The 15,527-nt window shown below is 73.0% G+C and carries 13 protein-coding genes; 6 read left to right on the top strand and 7 right to left on the bottom strand.

The window, feature by feature from the left end; translation table 11 throughout:
- Positions 1–511: 511 nt before the first annotated feature.
- The 5 genes from rsmG to GCE86_RS32210 all read left to right on the top strand — a co-directional run bounded on the left by rsmG (position 512) and on the right by GCE86_RS32210 (position 7,675).
- Positions 512–1,291 carry a 16S rRNA (guanine(527)-N(7))-methyltransferase RsmG gene (rsmG, locus tag GCE86_RS25525; protein WP_244317077.1) on the top strand — a complete coding sequence of 260 codons (780 nt, stop codon included), beginning with the start codon at positions 512–514 and terminating at the stop codon, positions 1,289–1,291.
- A gap of 248 nt (positions 1,292–1,539) precedes the next feature.
- Complete coding sequence (locus GCE86_RS32425) at positions 1,540–2,910, top strand: AAA family ATPase (RefSeq protein WP_154229259.1); 1,371 nt, start codon at positions 1,540–1,542, stop codon at positions 2,908–2,910.
- A gap of 27 nt (positions 2,911–2,937) precedes the next feature.
- Positions 2,938–3,993: a ParB/RepB/Spo0J family partition protein gene (locus GCE86_RS25515; protein ID WP_154229258.1), complete on the top strand. Its 1,056-nt coding sequence runs from the start codon at positions 2,938–2,940 to the stop codon at positions 3,991–3,993.
- A 447-nt stretch (positions 3,994–4,440) separates the two neighbouring features.
- The gene (locus GCE86_RS25510; protein ID WP_239542962.1) at positions 4,441–4,794 is read left to right on the top strand and encodes a nucleoside triphosphate pyrophosphohydrolase family protein; all 354 of its coding nucleotides are present in this window, start codon (positions 4,441–4,443) and stop codon (positions 4,792–4,794) included.
- 1,957 nt (positions 4,795–6,751) lie between these two features.
- Positions 6,752–7,675, top strand: coding sequence for a hypothetical protein (locus GCE86_RS32210; protein WP_420846486.1), 924 nt, complete (start codon positions 6,752–6,754; stop codon positions 7,673–7,675).
- Between the two features lie 2 nt (positions 7,676–7,677).
- Here the strand turns inward: GCE86_RS32210 and GCE86_RS25500 are convergent, their stop codons facing one another.
- Together GCE86_RS25500 and GCE86_RS25495 are read right to left on the bottom strand one after the other, a co-directional pair.
- Positions 7,678–8,676, bottom strand: a complete 999-nt coding sequence (locus tag GCE86_RS25500; protein WP_154229257.1) for a D-alanine--D-alanine ligase family protein — start codon at positions 8,674–8,676, stop codon at positions 7,678–7,680.
- A gap of 7 nt (positions 8,677–8,683) precedes the next feature.
- The gene (locus GCE86_RS25495) at positions 8,684–9,997 is read right to left on the bottom strand and encodes an aminotransferase-like domain-containing protein (protein WP_154229256.1); all 1,314 of its coding nucleotides are present in this window, start codon (positions 9,995–9,997) and stop codon (positions 8,684–8,686) included.
- 292 nt (positions 9,998–10,289) lie between these two features.
- Between GCE86_RS25495 and GCE86_RS25490 the strand changes: the two genes are divergently transcribed.
- Entirely contained in the window at positions 10,290–10,955 is a 666-nt protein-coding gene (locus GCE86_RS25490) for a GNAT family N-acetyltransferase (protein WP_154229255.1), read from the top strand.
- Positions 10,956–10,988: 33 nt separating this feature from the next.
- Here the strand turns inward: GCE86_RS25490 and GCE86_RS25485 are convergent, their stop codons facing one another.
- The 5 genes from GCE86_RS25485 to sigM form a co-directional block, all read right to left on the bottom strand.
- Positions 10,989–12,149 carry an N-acetylmuramoyl-L-alanine amidase gene (locus tag GCE86_RS25485; RefSeq protein WP_154229254.1) on the bottom strand — a complete coding sequence of 387 codons (1,161 nt, stop codon included), beginning with the start codon at positions 12,147–12,149 and terminating at the stop codon, positions 10,989–10,991.
- A gap of 188 nt (positions 12,150–12,337) precedes the next feature.
- Positions 12,338–12,661, bottom strand: a complete 324-nt coding sequence (gene trxA / locus GCE86_RS25480) for a thioredoxin (protein WP_154229253.1) — start codon at positions 12,659–12,661, stop codon at positions 12,338–12,340.
- Positions 12,662–12,699: 38 nt separating this feature from the next.
- A complete protein-coding gene (trxB, locus tag GCE86_RS25475; protein WP_154229252.1) occupies positions 12,700–13,653 on the bottom strand; it encodes a thioredoxin-disulfide reductase in 954 nt (317 codons plus the stop codon).
- Between the two features lie 180 nt (positions 13,654–13,833).
- Positions 13,834–14,793 (bottom strand): hypothetical protein, encoded by a 960-nt coding sequence (locus GCE86_RS25470; RefSeq protein WP_154229251.1) that lies wholly within the window; start codon positions 14,791–14,793, stop codon positions 13,834–13,836.
- A complete protein-coding gene (gene sigM / locus GCE86_RS25465; protein WP_154229250.1) occupies positions 14,790–15,521 on the bottom strand; it encodes an RNA polymerase sigma factor SigM in 732 nt (243 codons plus the stop codon). Before sigM ends, GCE86_RS25470 begins: the two co-directional genes overlap by 4 nt.
- Positions 15,522–15,527 lie beyond the last annotated feature (6 nt).

Here is a 15,527-nt window from a genome sequence, read left to right as displayed (position 1 = left end):
CGACGCCCCGGCCGACCCCGCCTTCGCCGCGGAGGCTCCCTTGTCCGGTGCGCCGGCGTTCTCCGGCGAGGCGGTGGCCACCGGTGAGCCGGCTCCCGGGTCGGGCGAGCAGGCCGTCGCGGCCCATCCGGCTGCCGAGGTGACGCCGGCGTTCTCCGGTGAATCGGAGCGGCGGCCGGAGCCGTCGGGGCCGGAGGAGTCCCCGGCCCCGGTGGGCGCGGTCGACCCGGTGTTCGCTGAACCCGCCCCCTCCGTCGACGAGCCGTCCTCCGCGGGCCGCGAGCCGTCTTCCGCGGGCGAGTCATCTTCCGCGGGCCATGAGTCGTCCTCCGCGGGCCATGAGTCGTCCTCCGCGGGCCATGAGCCATCTTCCGCGGGCCGCGAGTCGTTTTCGACGGGGCGTGCGCCGTCTTCCGAGGACCGCGAGCCGTCCTCCGCGGGCCACCAGGTGGACGACCTGCGGTCCGTCGGCCGGAGCGACGCCGGCCCGAGCCGCTCCCGTCCGTCTCATGTGGATGGTGCCGCCGGACCCTCCGGTGACCACCCCTCCCCGGCGGACGCAACGCTGCCGCCCGACCTCGCGGACGCCGCTCGTGCCCTGTTCGGCGACCGGCTGGACCTGGCCGCCGCGTACGCCGAACTGCTGGCCACGGACGGCGTGGTGCGCGGCCTGATCGGCCCCCGCGAGACACCCCGGCTCTGGGACCGGCACCTTCTCAACTGCGCGGCGATGGCCGAGCGGATCCCGGAGGGCGCGAGCCTCATCGACGTCGGCTCCGGGGCCGGCCTGCCCGGCCTGGTACTGGCGATCGCGCGGCCCGACCTCACGGTGACCCTGGTCGAGCCGCTCGCCCGGCGCACCACGTTCCTCATCGAGGCGGTGGAACGGCTCGGCCTGACCAGGTCGGTCCGGGTGTTCCGCGGGCGAGCCGAGGAGGCCGCCGCCGGCTCCCGGGACCGGGAGCCGCTGACCGCCGACATCGTCACGGCGCGCGCGGTGGCACCGCTGGACCGGCTCGCCGCCTGGTGCCTGCCGCTCGCGGTGGCCGGTGGCCGGTTGGTGGCGCTGAAGGGTGCCTCGGCCGCCGAGGAGATCGCCGAACACGCCGCGGCCGTGGCCCGGCTGGGCGGCGGCGAGCCGGAGCTGCACCGGTGCGGGGTCGACGTGATCGACCCGCCCGCCACGGTGATCGAGGTGGTCCGCGAGCGGGTGATCGGCCCGGCCAGGAAGAAGGGGCCGAAGCGCTCGCGGGGCGGCCGGCGCCGGGGTACGCAGGGCCGGGATCGCTGACGCGCTAAGGCTTTCCGGACGCGCACCCGGTCGTTGGACCGGATGGGCGTGAGCTGATCGATCAGAACCCGACGTGGACCCGCTGCGCCCGTCGGCCGTAGGCTGGCCGCGCGTCGATAGTGTGGAGCGGCGGTGCCGGGCGGCACCCGAACCCGACCGTTCCCACCGGGCCGGTGACGCCGTGCGGCGAGCACGGGGGCCTGAATGACGGGTGCGGACCGACCATCCGGAGCGGGCAGGGATGACAGGTGCATGACGACGGCAGGTACGACGATCCACGGGTGACCGGGCCAGGCGAGGGAACCTCCGCCGCCGGCCCCGTTTCACGTGAAACCAACTTCGAGGGCTGGCCGGCGAGCGGTGAGCCCCACGACCCGTCCACGCGTCCCCCGGACTGCGATCCGGTGGTGCGCCGGGATGCACCCCAGGCCGGCGCCGTCCGGCCCACCTCGTCCGTCCCGGCGAACGTTCCGCCGGCCCGGGATCCGCACGACCCGAACGGCGGCCCGGCCAACGCGCCCGCCAGTCGTCCGGCCCCGGTACGCGGGAACGCCGCGGTCCCCGCGCGCTACGAGCCGCAGCCGCCGGTGGTGGCCGTGCCGCAGCAGCCGACCCCGGAGTCCGCACCGGACGGGGCGGCCGGCACCGTGGCTCCGCCGTCCGACACGCCACCGGCTGCCGGCTACGGTGCCGAAGCTCCGGCGAGCACGTACGTTTCACGTGAAACCCCGACGCGCGAAGAGGATGACCCACCGTTGGCTATGGAGGCTATGCGCGCCGTGCAGATCCTGAACCCCAGTGGTGAGGTCACCATGCCCCGCCCTGAACGGACCCGGGTGATGTGCGTCGCCAACCAGAAGGGTGGCGTCGGCAAGACGACGACCACCGTGAACCTGGCGGTGGCGCTCGCCCTGCACGGCAACCGGGTGCTCGTGGTCGACCTCGACCCGCAGGGGAACGCCTCCACGGGGCTCAACGTGCCGCACCACACCGGGGTGCCGGACGTCTACGACTGCCTCATCGACAGTGTGCCGCTGGAGGAGGTGGCCCAGGCCGTCGAAGGCATCCCGAACCTGTGGTGTGTGCCGGCCACCATCGACCTGGCGGGTGCCGAGATCGAGTTGGTCTCGGTGGTCGCGCGGGAGTCCCGGCTGGCCCGGGCCATCGCCGCGTACCCGGGGCACTTCGACTACGTCTTCATCGACTGCCCGCCCTCGCTCGGCCTGCTCACCGTCAACGCGCTGGTGGCCGCGCAGGAGGTGCTGATCCCCATTCAGTGCGAGTACTACGCGCTGGAGGGCCTCAACCAGCTGATCCAGAACATCAATCTGGTCCGGCAGCACCTCAACCCGAAGCTCGAGGTCTCCACGATCCTGCTCACCATGTACGACCGCCGTACCCGGCTGGCCGACGCGGTCGAGCAGGACGTCCGGAACCACTTCGGCGACAAGGTCCTCGAGGCCGTGATCCCCCGGAACGTCCGGGTCTCCGAGGCGCCCAGCTACGGGCAGTCCGTGATGACCTACGATCCCGGTTCGCGGGGGGCCACGAGTTACTTCGAGGCCGCTCAGGAAATTGCCGAGCGAGGGGTCAAGGAGCCGGTGAGCCGGAATGCGTAGTGCGGAGAAGTCGCTGGGAGGCGTCGCATGAAGAACCGTCCTCGCGGCGGTCTGGGCCGGGGGCTCGGCGCCCTCATCCCCACCGGGCCCGTGCCGGGCAGCGCCCCGGCGGCCGCCGAACCCGAGAACGGTACGGGGGCAGCCGTTCCGGCCGCCCCCGTCGGTGGTGCGGCGGCGGCAGTGACCGGGGCCGTGGGTGCCGGCGATCTGCCCGCAGCGGCCACCGCCGCCACCGAGCCGGAGCCGCAACTGAGCCCGGTCCCGGGAGCCCGGTTCGCCGAGATCCCGGTCGACAGCATCGTGCCGAACCCCAAGCAGCCTCGCCACGTCTTCGACGAGGAGGCGCTGGAGGAGTTGAAGACCTCGATCCAGGAGGTGGGCTTCCTCCAGCCGATCGTCGTTCGGCAGCTCGACAGCGAGAAGTACGAACTCGTCATGGGCGAGCGGCGCTGGCGGGCGGCCCAGGCGGTCGGCCGGGAGAGCATCCCTGCCATCGTCCGGGACACCAAGGACGACGCGATGCTCCGGGACGCGCTGCTCGAGAACATCCACCGGGCCAACCTCAACCCGCTCGAAGAGGCGGCCGCGTACCAGCAACTGCTGGAGGAGTTCGGCGCGACCCACGAGGAACTGGCCCGCCGGATCGGCCGCAGCCGGCCGCAGATCTCCAACACCATCCGGCTCATGAACCTGCCGGCCCAGGTGCAGCGCCGGGTCGCCGCCGGGGTGCTCTCCGCCGGTCACGCCCGCGCCCTGCTCAGCCTCGACGACGCCGAGGCGCAGGAGCAACTCGCCAAGCGCATCGTCGCCGAGGGCATCTCCGTACGCGCCACCGAGGAACTCGTGGCGCTGGCGCTCGCCGACGGCCCGGCGAAGGCCCCGGCTGCCAAGCGCCGGCCGAAGCCGCACGCACCCGCGCTGACAGACCTCGCCGACCGGCTGTCGGACCGCTTCGACACCCGGGTCAAGGTCGACATCGGCCGCAGCAAGGGCAAGATCACGATCGAGTTCGCGACGGTCGACGACCTGGAGCGGATCGTCGGAATCATCGGCGTGGGGCAGGAAGAGCAGTCCGGGGAGTAGCCGTCCCTGTCGGTCCCGGCCGCGTGGTCCCTGCGGGGGGCCACGCGGCCGAGTCGTTTCCGGGCCGGCTGGCCATGGTCTCCGGGTCCGGCCGGTTCTGGCCGGTGGCGAGGCAGGCGTCGGCAAGGCGTCCGGCCAGCTTCGGCGCCCGGCGCATGAGAGTTCGTGCTGCCAATTCGAGAACGCTGCTATCCCTGGCGTCCGTGGCCCAGTCGGCCTGCCCGGCTACGACGTCCGCGTCTCCTAACTCGTCGACCGGCATCGTCGTCGGGGACGGGTGCCACACCCCGGCAGGGCGAGGTTGCTCCCCGCCTCGGACGGCGAAACCCCGCCGGCCGGCGGTTGTAGAGAAGGCGTGCGGGAGCGGGATGTCGACGCGGGCAGCTCATCGAGACGGTTGTGCCTTTCGCTAGCGGTCTCCTGGTCGTCGCGGACCGCGCTCACCGGATGGGGGCGGCATACTGGTCGGCCATGGACCTGGACGCGTATCAGCGCTCTGCTCTCCGTACCGCCGCTCCGCGTGAGAAGAAGAACGAACTGCTCCATCTGGTGCTCGGACTGGTTGGCGAGTCGGGTGAGATCGCCGAGAAGTTCAAGAAGTGGGTTCGGGACCTCGACAGCGACGAGTCGCGGATCGACCGGGCCGACATCGCCAAGGAACTAGGTGACGTGCTCTGGTACGTGGCGGTGCTCGCCGACTACCTCGATCTGTCGCTGGACGACATCGCGGCGGGCAACCTCGCCAAGCTGGCCAGCCGTCAGACCCGCGGCCTGCTGGGCGGAAGCGGCGACAACCGCTGAGCCGGGAGACTCCTCTGTCGGGTTGTCGAGGTGCCTTCGACGCGGAAGCCAGTTCAGTCCTTGCCACGGGTTGTGGACTGGTCCCGACGCCCAACGACCACCGCCCGGCGGGGGGTGCTGTCGTCCGCCGGACCGCCGCGGTGCTTGGGCGGTAGTAGACCCAGGGGACCCGGGGACCCAGGGGCGGTTGCCGGGCTGTCGTCGTCACGCCGGTCCATGCCGTCTTCGTTTCACGTGAAACAAAGACGGGGAGAGGGCGATGGGGCCGGGCAGGGTCGGGGTGTGGGTGCCGCTTGGACTGCCAAGGATCGGAGCCGCCCCGGCGGGATGTCGATAAGCGAACTGCTCGCTCGGGCACGCATGTGGGCCAATCTCGGCCACTGAGCATGCCGATCACTCGCCGTGCCGCACTCGCCGTGCCGCACTCGCCGTGCCGCACTCGCCGTTCGGCTCACTCGGCGTGCTGCTCGCTCGGCGTGCTGCTCACTCGGCGTGCTGCTCGCTCGGCGGTGCCGATTACTCGGCGCGCGTCATCTGCCTTCGTCTCGTCCGGCTGCGGCTGGTGCAGCCGCCATCCCGTCACGCCTCGTTGTGGAGGTTCCTGGTTCCGGCTGTATCGGGCTCGCTGCGACATCTCTCGAACGCGGGCTTCGTCGCAGAAGCGGTTTGCGCGAGGCGCTGTGAGCGTCCTGGAGCCACCTTCCGCCCGTGATCCCTCCGGGGGGTGGGTGAGCGGCTATTCGGCGGCTCAGCGGCGCTGAGCGGGACTACCCGGCCGCGTCCCACCGCGCGACCCTCAGGCGATCCGCGGTCGGAGTGGTCGGCGAGACGAGCCGGCGTTCCGAACTCGGCCAGTCGACGGCCTATCCGAGCCAGCGGGTGCGGAACCCTGCCGAGCTGCTGAGCGTCGAGCCGCCAAGCCGGCCGAGCCGCCAAGCCGGCCGAGCCGCCAAGCCGGCCGAGCCGTCGAGCCGTCGAGCCGCTGAGTACGCGGCCCGCCGACACCTGGGTGTTCCCGACGGCTGGGGACTCTGCGGAGCGGCGGCCCAGCGGGGCCCGGCATCCGGCCACTCGGCCTTTGGGGGCCGAGCATCCCCGGGACCGGGTAGGGGGCCGGGCACTCCCGGGGGATTTCCCAGCGCCTCGGGCTCGGTGTCTGCGAGGGCCTGGCGTCTCGGGAGCTGACGTCCAAAGGGCTGCGTCCCGTTGCGCCGGGCCCGACGTCGCGGGGCGCCGATGAAGCGCTCGCCGGCCAGTTCCCAGAGCGACCAGATGCCGGCGAAGGCCGGCACCGGTCACCCGGAGGCCGGCGCGGCCTCGGGCTCCGGTTCCTGGGCCGCGTCGCTCCGACTCCGGGCCCCGTAGTCACGCCGGCCCAAGTCGGCGTCGCACCCGGACCGCTTGCCCAATCCCCTGCCGAGTGCGCACTACCGTCGCCCACCATCCCTCGTTTCACGTGAAACCCCTCGACCTCCTCGCCCAAGCCGAGGTATGCGATTACGGCTGCTGAACCAGTCGGCCAAAGGTCGCCGGCGGATCTACAACGCCCTGGCCGCGCATGACCGAGCTGCCGCAAGCACCGGCACGTAGTTCGGTTTCACGTGAAACACAGCCGGCACCGATCCGTCAGCGCCACCCCGCGGCCCGCGGTCTGCGAGACCGACGAAACCGACCCAGTGCCGATCGTCGCCTCGCTCGTTGTGAAGGAAGGACCCAGCCGTCCAGGCAACCCGGACCGAGCCGTCGGTTATCCACAGTCGTTTTCCACAGGCACCGCTCGTTTCACGTGAAACACCGCGCGGAAACCCTTGCTGAGCTGTGGATGACGCGCTGTGGTGACAAGTTCGGCGGCCTGTGGACAACGCGGTGGACAACCTGTTGCGGATCGACGAGGAACGCTCACCGGCCCGGCGTTCAGGTAGGGACAGGCGTCGCCAACTCGGTTAGGGTCAGCGTCGTGCAGGACACCCCTCCCTCAGTCCCGGACTTCACCCAGTGGCCCTCCTTTCCCTTCGAGGGCGATCTCCACGTCAAGCAACTCGATGAGCCGGTGCCGGTCGAGCCTCCCCGCCGCGGCGAGGGGAATCGGGAGTGCACCGCGTGCAAGGCGCCGGACGAGGCGTACATCTGGGTGGGTGAGCGATGGCGGGTCCGTGCCATGGACCGGCCCACCGGCCTGCCGATGGTGCTGATCCTGGAGTCCCGGTCGCACCTCGATCTCGGCGACCTGCCAAATCTGCTCGCCGCCGAGCTGGGCGTCATGACCGTACGCCTGGAGCGGGCGATCCGGTCGCTGGACGGCGTGGCGCGCGTGCACGTGAACCGCTGGGGTGACGGCTCCGCCCATCTTCACCTGTGGTTCCTGGCGCGGCCTTACGGGCAGCTGCAACTGCGGGGCACGTTCCTGTCCCTGTGGGATTCGATCCTGCCGCCGATCTCCGAGGCGCAGTGGCGGGAGAACCTGGCGCTCGTCGCGGCCTGGCTCGCCGAGTTCGGCGGCCGTCCGCTGGCCGAGCCGCCCCGCATCCAGTGGCAGGCGCCGTCGAGTCTCAGCGCCTCGCCGACCACCGCGGTGGCCGACGAGCCCGAGGAGGACACCGCCTCGGTGATCGAGGCCGCGGATGAGATCCCGGAGGCCGAGACGGCGGAGGCGCCGACCGAGGAGCAGCCCGGCACGCCGGACCAGAACGGCACGCCTATCCAGAACGGCACGCCGGACCAGGCCGGCACGCTCCAAGCCGCCGCAGGGGAGCACGCCGAGACGCCGGCACAGCCGGAGGTGCCGAAGCAGGCCGACGCGGCGCAGCGCACCGGCACGTCGGAACGTGGCGAGACGCCACAGCGGGCGGAGACGCCGAAGCAGGCGGCCGGGTCAGCCTGACGTCAAGGCCGGCGCGTGGCGGCGCGGCTCACCAGAGTGCCGAGCACCCGCCCGAAGTCCAGCCCGGCCGCTTGGACCGCCAGCGGCAGCAGCGAGGTCTCGGTCATCCCCGGGGAGACGTTGACCTCCAGCACGTGCGGTTGCCCCTCCGCGTCGACGATCAGGTCGACGCGGGAGAGGTCACGGAGGCCGAGGGCGGTGTGCGCGGCGAGCGCCACCTCGGCCACCCGCTCGGCCGCCTCCGGGTCGAGCCGGGCCGGCGCGTGCCAGGTGGTGCGGCCGGCGGTGTAGCGGGCCGCGTAGTCGTAGACGCCGTTGCGCGGCACGATCTCGACCGGGGGCAGGGCCTGCGGGCCCTCGCCCAGGTCCAGGACGGAGACCGCCACGTCCATCCCGGGCACGTAGCGCTCGACCAGCGCCGTCTGGTCGTACGCGAAACAGCCGACCATGGCGGCCGGCAGCGACCCGGCGTCGCGGACCACGGCGGCGCCCAGTCCGGAGCCGCCCTGCGCGGGCTTGACCATGAGCGGCAGGCCGAGCCGGTCGGCGATCCGGTCCAGGACGGCGACCGCGCCCAGCTCGGAGAAGCGGTCGTGCGGTAGCGCCACCCAGTCGGGGGTGGGGATGCCCGCCTCGCGCAGCACCGCCTTGGCGGAGGGCTTGTCCCAGGCGAGGCGGGACGCGCGGGCGTCGCAGCCGACGTAGGGGACGTCGCAGAGGTCGAGCACCCCGCGCAGCGAGCCGTCCTCGCCGGTGGCCCCGTGCAGGGCGATCACCACGGCGTCCGGCGGGTCGGCGGCGAGGGCGGGCAGCAGCGCCACGTCGGCGTCGCGCAGCTCGGCCTCCACGCCGACCGCGCGCAGCGCGTCGAGCACCCGCCGGCCGGACCGGAGCGAGACGTCCCGCTCGTAGGAGAGCCCGCCGGCGAGCACCAGCACGTGCAGTTCGTCGGTGGCGGCGGGTCCGGTCACGGAAGTGTGTGCGGCAGGGCTGACGGACATGCGGGAATCATGCCAAGTCGGGACCGGGGGCGTCCGAGCCGCCCTGCCGGCGCCGGGGACCCGCCCCGCCGACCGCGCCGAAGACCTTGCGCATGGCGATCTCCTGCTCCATCACACCGGCCAGCCGGCGGACGCCCTCCCGGATCCGCTCCGGCGGCGGGAAGGAGAAGTTGAGCCGCATGTTGCCGGCGCCGGTCCCGTCGGCGTAGAAGCCGGTGCCCGGCACGTAGGCGACCCGAGCGGCGACGGCCCGCGGCATCATGGCCTTGGAGTCGAGGCCGTCCGGCAGGGTCGCCCAGACGAAGAGGCCACCGGCCGGGGTGGTCCAGGTGGTGCCCTCCGGCATCAGGTCCGCGAGCGCGTCGAGCAGGGCGTCCCGGCGCTCGCGGTAGACCTCCCGGTAGACCTTGAGCTGCTGCCGCCAGGGCATGGTGCCCAGGTAGGTCGAGACGGCGGCCTGCGCGTAACCGCTGGGGCAGAGGATCTGCGCCTCGCTGGCGATGACGAGCTTGTCGCGGACGGCGTGCGGGGCGAGGATCCAGCCCACCCGCAGGCCGGGCGCGAACGTCTTGGAGAACGTGCTCAGATAGAACACCCCGTCGCGCCGTCGGGCCCGCAGCGGCGCGGGTGCCTCGCCCTCGAAACCGAGCTGACCGTACGGGTCGTCCTCCACCACCAGCAGCCCGGCGCGCTCGCAGATGTCGAGCACCCGCTCACGCCGCTCCTCGCTCAGCGTCACGCCGGTCGGGTTCTGGTAGGTGGGGATGGTGTAGAGGAACTTCACCCGCCGGCCGGCCCGGGCGAGGTCGGCGATGGCCGCCTCCAGCGCCTCCGGGATCAGCCCTTCGTTGTCCATCGGCACGTGCGCCACCTGGGCCTGGGCGGCCTGGAACACCCCGAGTGCGCCGACGTACGTCGGGCCCTCGGCGAGCACCACGTCTCCCGGGTCCAGGAAGAGCCGGGCCACCAGGTCGAGCGCCTGCTGCCCGCCGACGGTGACCACCACGTCCTCGGGCGAGGCGCCGCACGACGCGTCGATCCCGGACAGCGCCATCACCTCGCAGATCCGCTCGCGCAGCTCCGGGGTGCCCTGGCCGATGCCGTACTGGAGGGTGGTGGCGCCGTGTTCGGCGCCGAGCCGGCCGAGCATCTCGCCGACCGCGTCGAGCGGCAGGGCCGCGATGTAGGGCGCCCCACCGGCGAGCGAGACCACCTCCGGCCGGCTGGCGACCGCGAAGAGTGCCCGGATCTCGGAGGCCGTCATCCCCCGGACCCGCCGGGCGTACCGGTCGGTGTAGTCGTCGAGTGTCGTGCCGGTCATGACATCACCTCGATCGGGTGTCGGCGGGGCTGCCGCCCGGTGTGGTACCCGCGATGCCGGCAACCATGGCGGCGCGCGGGGGCCGGTTGGTCGATCGTAGTCGCCGCCGTCCAGCATCGGGCCCGCCATGTGGGTACGTCCACATCCCGGACCGGCCCGCTCCCCGGCTCGGGTGGGCGTTCGCGCGTCCTCTCCCGTAGCGTCGGGCGGGAGCGTACGATCGCTCGTCGGGGGCAGGAAGGCGGCGGGAGACCGCGGTGGTCTCCGCTCCGGGCCTATGGGTGGGGTGCTCATGTCGCGACGTCTGGTCAGTCTGACCCTGGACACGCTGGAGGACCTGCCCCGCTCCTGCCGGCAGTGCGTCTACTGGGAGCTGGACCCGGTCTCCGCCGAGCGTGCGTGCGCCGCCGGCGACCCGGGGCTGGAGAAGGAGGCCTGGGTCTCCCAGACGCTCCTGGAGTGGGGGTCCTGCGGCAAGCTGGCGTACGTCGACGGCATGCCCGCCGGTTTCGTCATGTACGCCCCGCCGGCGTACGTTCCGCGCTCGATGGCCTTTCCGACCTCCCCGGTCTCCGCGGACGCGGCGCTGCTGATGACCGCGCACGTGGTGCCGGCCTTCGCAGGCGGCGGCCTGGGCCGGATGCTGGTCCAGGGGGTGGCCCGGGATCTCACCAAGCGCGGCATCAAGGCGATCGAGGCGTTCGGCGACGCGAAGTTCGGCGACGACGGCGACGACCCGAGGCGGGCCTGCCTCGCGCCGGCCGACTTCTTCCTCTCGGTGGGCTTCAAGACGGTACGCCCGCACCCGCGTTACCCCCGGCTGCGGCTGGAACTGCGCACGGCGCTGAGCTGGAAGTCCGACGTCGAGTACGCGCTGGAGAAGCTGCTCGGCTCGATGAGCCCGGAGACGCTGCTGCGCCCGGTCCGCCCGGCCCCCGCCACCCGCTCGATGAGCTGAGGACGCTCGGTGAGCTTGAGGCGCCCGGCCTGCTCAGTCGACCACCGTGCCGGCGGCTACCACCGCCCGCAGCTCGCTCACGTCGATCGAGCCGGTGGGCACGTCCCGCTCGATCGGGTAGTACATCCGCTGAACGGCGGCCACGATCGCCTCTACCAGCCGGTCCCGGAACCGGGGGTCCACCAGCCGGCCGCGGTCGGCCGGCGAGGTCAGGTAGCCCACCTCGACCCGTACCGCCGGCATCCGGGTCAGCCGCAGCAGGTCCCAGGCCTTGGCGTGGGTGCGGCAGTCCCGCAGCCCGGTGCGGGCCACGATCTCCCGCTGCACCAGCCCGGCCAGCCGCTCCCCGGTCGCCGAGGTGACGCCGTTGTCGGTGCCGTAGTGGTAGGTGGCCACCCCGTCGGCAGCCGGGTTGGCGTGTCCGTCGGTGTGCAGCGAGATGAAGACGTCCGCACCGAGGGAGTTGGCCAGCTGGGCGCGGTCCGCGTCCGGCAGGCAGGTCCGCGGGGACGGGCCCCGGGTGAGCTGCACGCGTACGCCGGCTGCGGCGAGCCGCCCCTCCAGCCGGCTGGCCAGGTCGTGCACGAGATCCGCCTCGGTCCAGCGCAGCGGGCCGTCGGGCACCACCACGCCCGGGTCGGTGCCGCCGTGCCCCGGGTCGATCACCACGGTCCGCCCGACCAGGGTCGGGCCGGCCTGCCGGATGGCATCTGCCTCACGGAGCCACTGCGGCCGCCCGCCGACCACCTTGCGGCCGAGGCGGCGCAGCGCGTTGACGGTGTGCGGGCCGCACGTCCCGTCCGGTTTCAACCCCATCTCCCGCTGGAACTGGGCCACCGCGCGGGAGGTGCGGATGCCGTAGATGGCGTCGGCGCGGCCGACGTCGTACCCCATCTCCAGGAGCCGTTCCTGGAGTGACCGGACGTCCTCGCCGATCAGCGGCTCGGGGACCGCGTGGTAGAGACTGCGCGCACCGAACCGCCAGCGGGCCGCGTCCAGCGCCCGCCAGGTCTCCGCGCCCACCCGCCCGTCGACGCTGAGGCCGCGGGACTGCTGGAACGCCCGGACCGCGCGTTCGGTCTCGGCGTCGAACTCCTCGCCGCCGCGGCCGGTCGGTAGCAGTTCCAGGCCGGTGAGCACGGTGCGGATCTCGGCCACCGCGGGTCCCCGGTCACCGGGTCGGATGGGACGCACGACGACCCCCTCTGCACGGACGCTGGCTGGCCGGAGACTCCGACGGAGGTGCTTCCCCGCTGGGGACGCCTTACGGAGCGTACCGTGGCCGGTCACCGACGATCACCGATTCGCCGCAGGTCGGAAACGCGGAACCCCCGTCACCCGGGATCGGGCGGACGGGGGTTCCGGCGGTGTCGGGCGTCGGCTCAGAGCGCCGACTCGATGAGCTTGACCAGCTCACCCTTCGGCTTGGCGCCGGCGATGGACTGCACCGGCTCGCCGTTCTTGAAGATGGTCAGGGTCGGCACGGACATCACCCGGTAGGTGCGCGCCGTCTCGGGGTTCTCGTCGATGTTGAGCTTGACGATGGTGACCTGGTCAGCCATCTCGCCCGCGATCTCCTCCAGCAGCGGCGAGACCTTGCGGCACGGACCGCACCACTCCGCCCAGAAGTCGACCAGAACCGGCTTGTCGGACTTCAGCACGTCGCTCGCGAAGCTCGCGTCCGTGACCGCCTTGGTTGCTCCCACTATGAACCCCTCCTCCGGGACCTGTTCGTGAAAATCTTTCAGCCTTGCAGGGTGGCGATGAAGCGCTCGGCGTCCAGGGCGGCCGCACAGCCCGTGCCGGCCGCCGTGATGGCCTGCCGGTAGGTGTGGTCGACCACGTCACCGGCGGCGAAGACGCCCGGAATGCTGGTGCGCGTGCTCGGCGCCTGGACCTTCACGTACCCCTCGTCGTCGAGCTCCACCTGGTCGCGGAACAGCTCGCTGCGGGGGTCGTGGCCGATCGCCACGAAGACGCCGGTGACGTCGAGCACCTTCGTCTCACCGGTGTGCACGTTGCGCAGCCGTACGCCGCTGACCTTGCCGTCCTCGCCGAGGATCTCCTCGATGACGCTGTTCCACTCGACCTTGATCTTCTCGTTGCCGAGGGCACGGGCGGCCATGATCTTGCTGGCGCGGAACGAGTCGCGGCGGTGGATGATCGTCACGGAGTCGGCGAACCGCGTGAGGAAGCTGGCCTCCTCCATCGCCGAGTCGCCGCCGCCGACCACCACGATGTGCTGGTTGCGGAAGAAGAAGCCGTCACAGGTGGCACAGGACGACACGCCGTGGCCCAGGTACTCCTGCTCGCCCGGCACGCCCAGCGGGCGCCAGGCCGAGCCGGTCGAGAGGATGACCGCCTTCGCCCGGTAGGCCGTCTCGCCCACCCAGACGGTGCTCACCGTGTTGGAGCCCACCTCGCCGGTGTCCTTCAGCTCGACGCGGGTCACGTCGTCGGTGAGGAACTCGGCGCCGAACCGCTCGGCCTGCTTGCGCATGTTGTCCATCAGCTCGGGGCCGAGGATGCCGTCCGCGAAACCGGGGAAGTTCTCCACCTCGGTGGTGGTCATCAGCGCACCGCCGGACTGCACGCCCTCGATGACCAGCGGCTTGAGGTTGGCGCGCGCGGCGTAGACCGCCGCCGTGTAACCGGCCGGCCCGGAGCCGATGATGATCAGGTTGCGGACCTCGTCCACTGCCGTCTCCCGATGTGTGTGTTCGTCACCGGCGCGCGCACCGATGTCGATCCCGAGTGCCGACAGCTCAGCGACAGCGGCACCTGACTTGCAGAACGTCATCGTACGAAGCGGGGATTCCCGAGCCGGTCATCCGGTGGGTCACGTCACGTGGCAGGACACTGCCGGGTGACCGCGACCTCACCCTACCCGCGTGGTGAAGCGGGTGTCGGCGCCGGACCCGGGGACCCCGCACTCGGGTCCGCTCACCCAGGCCCACCGGGTGCCGCCCGCGTCGGTGAAGGTGACCACCAGCGCTGGGCTGCCCTGGAACCGGGCGTAGTCGACCAGGTCGACGGCGAGCGGGCCGGAGTGGTGTTCCGCGCCGATCTCGGACAGGCAGGCGGCCAGCGCCTCGGGGCGGGCGAGCCGATCCAGCCCGAAGGCCTCCGAGAGGCGCCGCCCGTCCCCCTCCGCCGAGCTCGCCTTGCCGCTCTCCAGCGTCGAAGGGCCGGCGACCCCCACGCGGGAGAGCGAGTCCGGGGTGTAGTCGATGCCGCTCTGCCGGGCCGGCCCCGTGGTCTGGAACGGCGCGGCGGCCATCGGGGCCGCCCCGCCGTCGGCCCGGCTGCCCGCGTTGTCGGTCGCCGCGGTCATCCGGCCGGCACCCGTGCCGACCAGGTGGCTGACCCCGAACCCCACCGCGGTCACCGAGGCGGCGGCCAGCGCCACGGGACCGGCGAGCCGGGCCCAGCGCCGCGCCCGGCGTCCCGGCCCGGTGTTCCGGTCCTTCCGGCCCGCCGCGCTCGCCGGGTGGGTGCCCCGGTGGGGCTGTGCCGGCACGGCGGCGGGGGTCGAGCCCGGCTCGGCCGGATCGGACGCCAGCTCGCCGGTCGGGGCGGGGCCCGCGCCCGCGAGCGCCGCCGTGATCCGGTCCGCCACCGCGGGCGGCAGCTCCGGCGTGGGCGCCGCGGCCCACCCGGCCAGGTCGGCGTCGACCAGTTCGAGCGCCCGGGCCAGGGCGCTGTGCGCCTCGCCCCAGGCCGGGTCGTGCTCGACCAGGCGGGCGACGGTGGCCTGCTCCGGGGTGCCGTCCAGCGCCCCGCCGAGGTAGTCGGCGAGCAGGTCGTGGTCGACCTCGCTGAACTCCCGGGAAGTCACGTCTCCTCCTGGCTGGCGTCCCGCCGGGACGATCCCGACGTGGATCCGACGCCCTCGGGCGGCCGCGGGTTCCCGCCGGTGACCCGGGGCACGTCCGCGACCTCGTCGGAGCCGGTCCGCAGGTGGCCGAGGAGCACGGCCAGCCGGGCCCGGCCCCGGGCGCACCGGCTCTTCACCGTCCCCTCGGCGACCCCGAGGATCCGGGCCACCTCGGCCACCGGGTAGCCCTGCACGTCCACCAGCACCAGCGCGGCCCGCTGCTCGGCCGGGAGCGCGGCGAGGGCCTGCCGGACCACCAGGGCGGTGTCGTGGTCCCGGGCCGGCGCCGCCGGTTCCACCCCGCCGGTGTGCCGGCCGGGCTCCCCGTCGGTGTGTACCCCGTCCGGCAGCGGGACGGTCGCGTGCGCCTGGCGCCGCCGGATCCGGTCTAGGCAGGCGTTGACCACGATCCGATGCAGCCAGGTGGTGACCGCCGAGTCGCCCCGGAACCGGGCCGCGGCGCGGTGCGCCGACAGCAGCGCGTCCTGGAGGGCGTCGGCGGCCTCCTCGCGGTCGCCGAGCGTCCGCAGGGCCACCGCCCAGAGCCGGTCGCGGTGCCGGTGGAACAGCTCGGTGAAGGCGTCCCGGTCGCCGGCGACGTGCGCCCGCAGCAGGTCGAGGTCGGACCGGCCGGTTGCCGGGCCGTCCCCGGTCGCCGGTTCGGGCGTACGCCCACCGCGACCCGCCATCACCAC

Origin of the sequence: Micromonospora terminaliae (genome assembly GCF_009671205.1) — a bacterium.
Classification (GTDB): Bacteria; Actinomycetota; Actinomycetes; order Mycobacteriales; family Micromonosporaceae; genus Micromonospora; species Micromonospora terminaliae.
Note: the sequence above shows the minus strand (reverse complement) of the source record. Positions and strands in the feature narration are given on the sequence as shown.

Bases quoted from the DNA above. Each gene is read 5' to 3' on its own strand.
- GCE86_RS25515 (WP_154229258.1), top strand. From the start codon at position 2,938: ATGAAGAACCGTCCTCGCGGCGGTCTGGGCCGGGGGCTCGGCGCCCTC.
- GCE86_RS25510 (WP_239542962.1), top strand. From the start codon at position 4,441: ATGGGGGCGGCATACTGGTCGGCCATGGACCTGGACGCGTATCAGCGC.
- GCE86_RS25500 (WP_154229257.1), bottom strand. From the start codon at position 8,676: ATGTCCGTCAGCCCTGCCGCACACACTTCCGTGACCGGACCCGCCGCC.
- GCE86_RS25495 (WP_154229256.1), bottom strand. From the start codon at position 9,997: ATGACCGGCACGACACTCGACGACTACACCGACCGGTACGCCCGGCGG.
- GCE86_RS25490 (WP_154229255.1), top strand. From the start codon at position 10,290: ATGTCGCGACGTCTGGTCAGTCTGACCCTGGACACGCTGGAGGACCTG.
- sigM (WP_154229250.1), bottom strand. From the start codon at position 15,521: ATGGCGGGTCGCGGTGGGCGTACGCCCGAACCGGCGACCGGGGACGGC.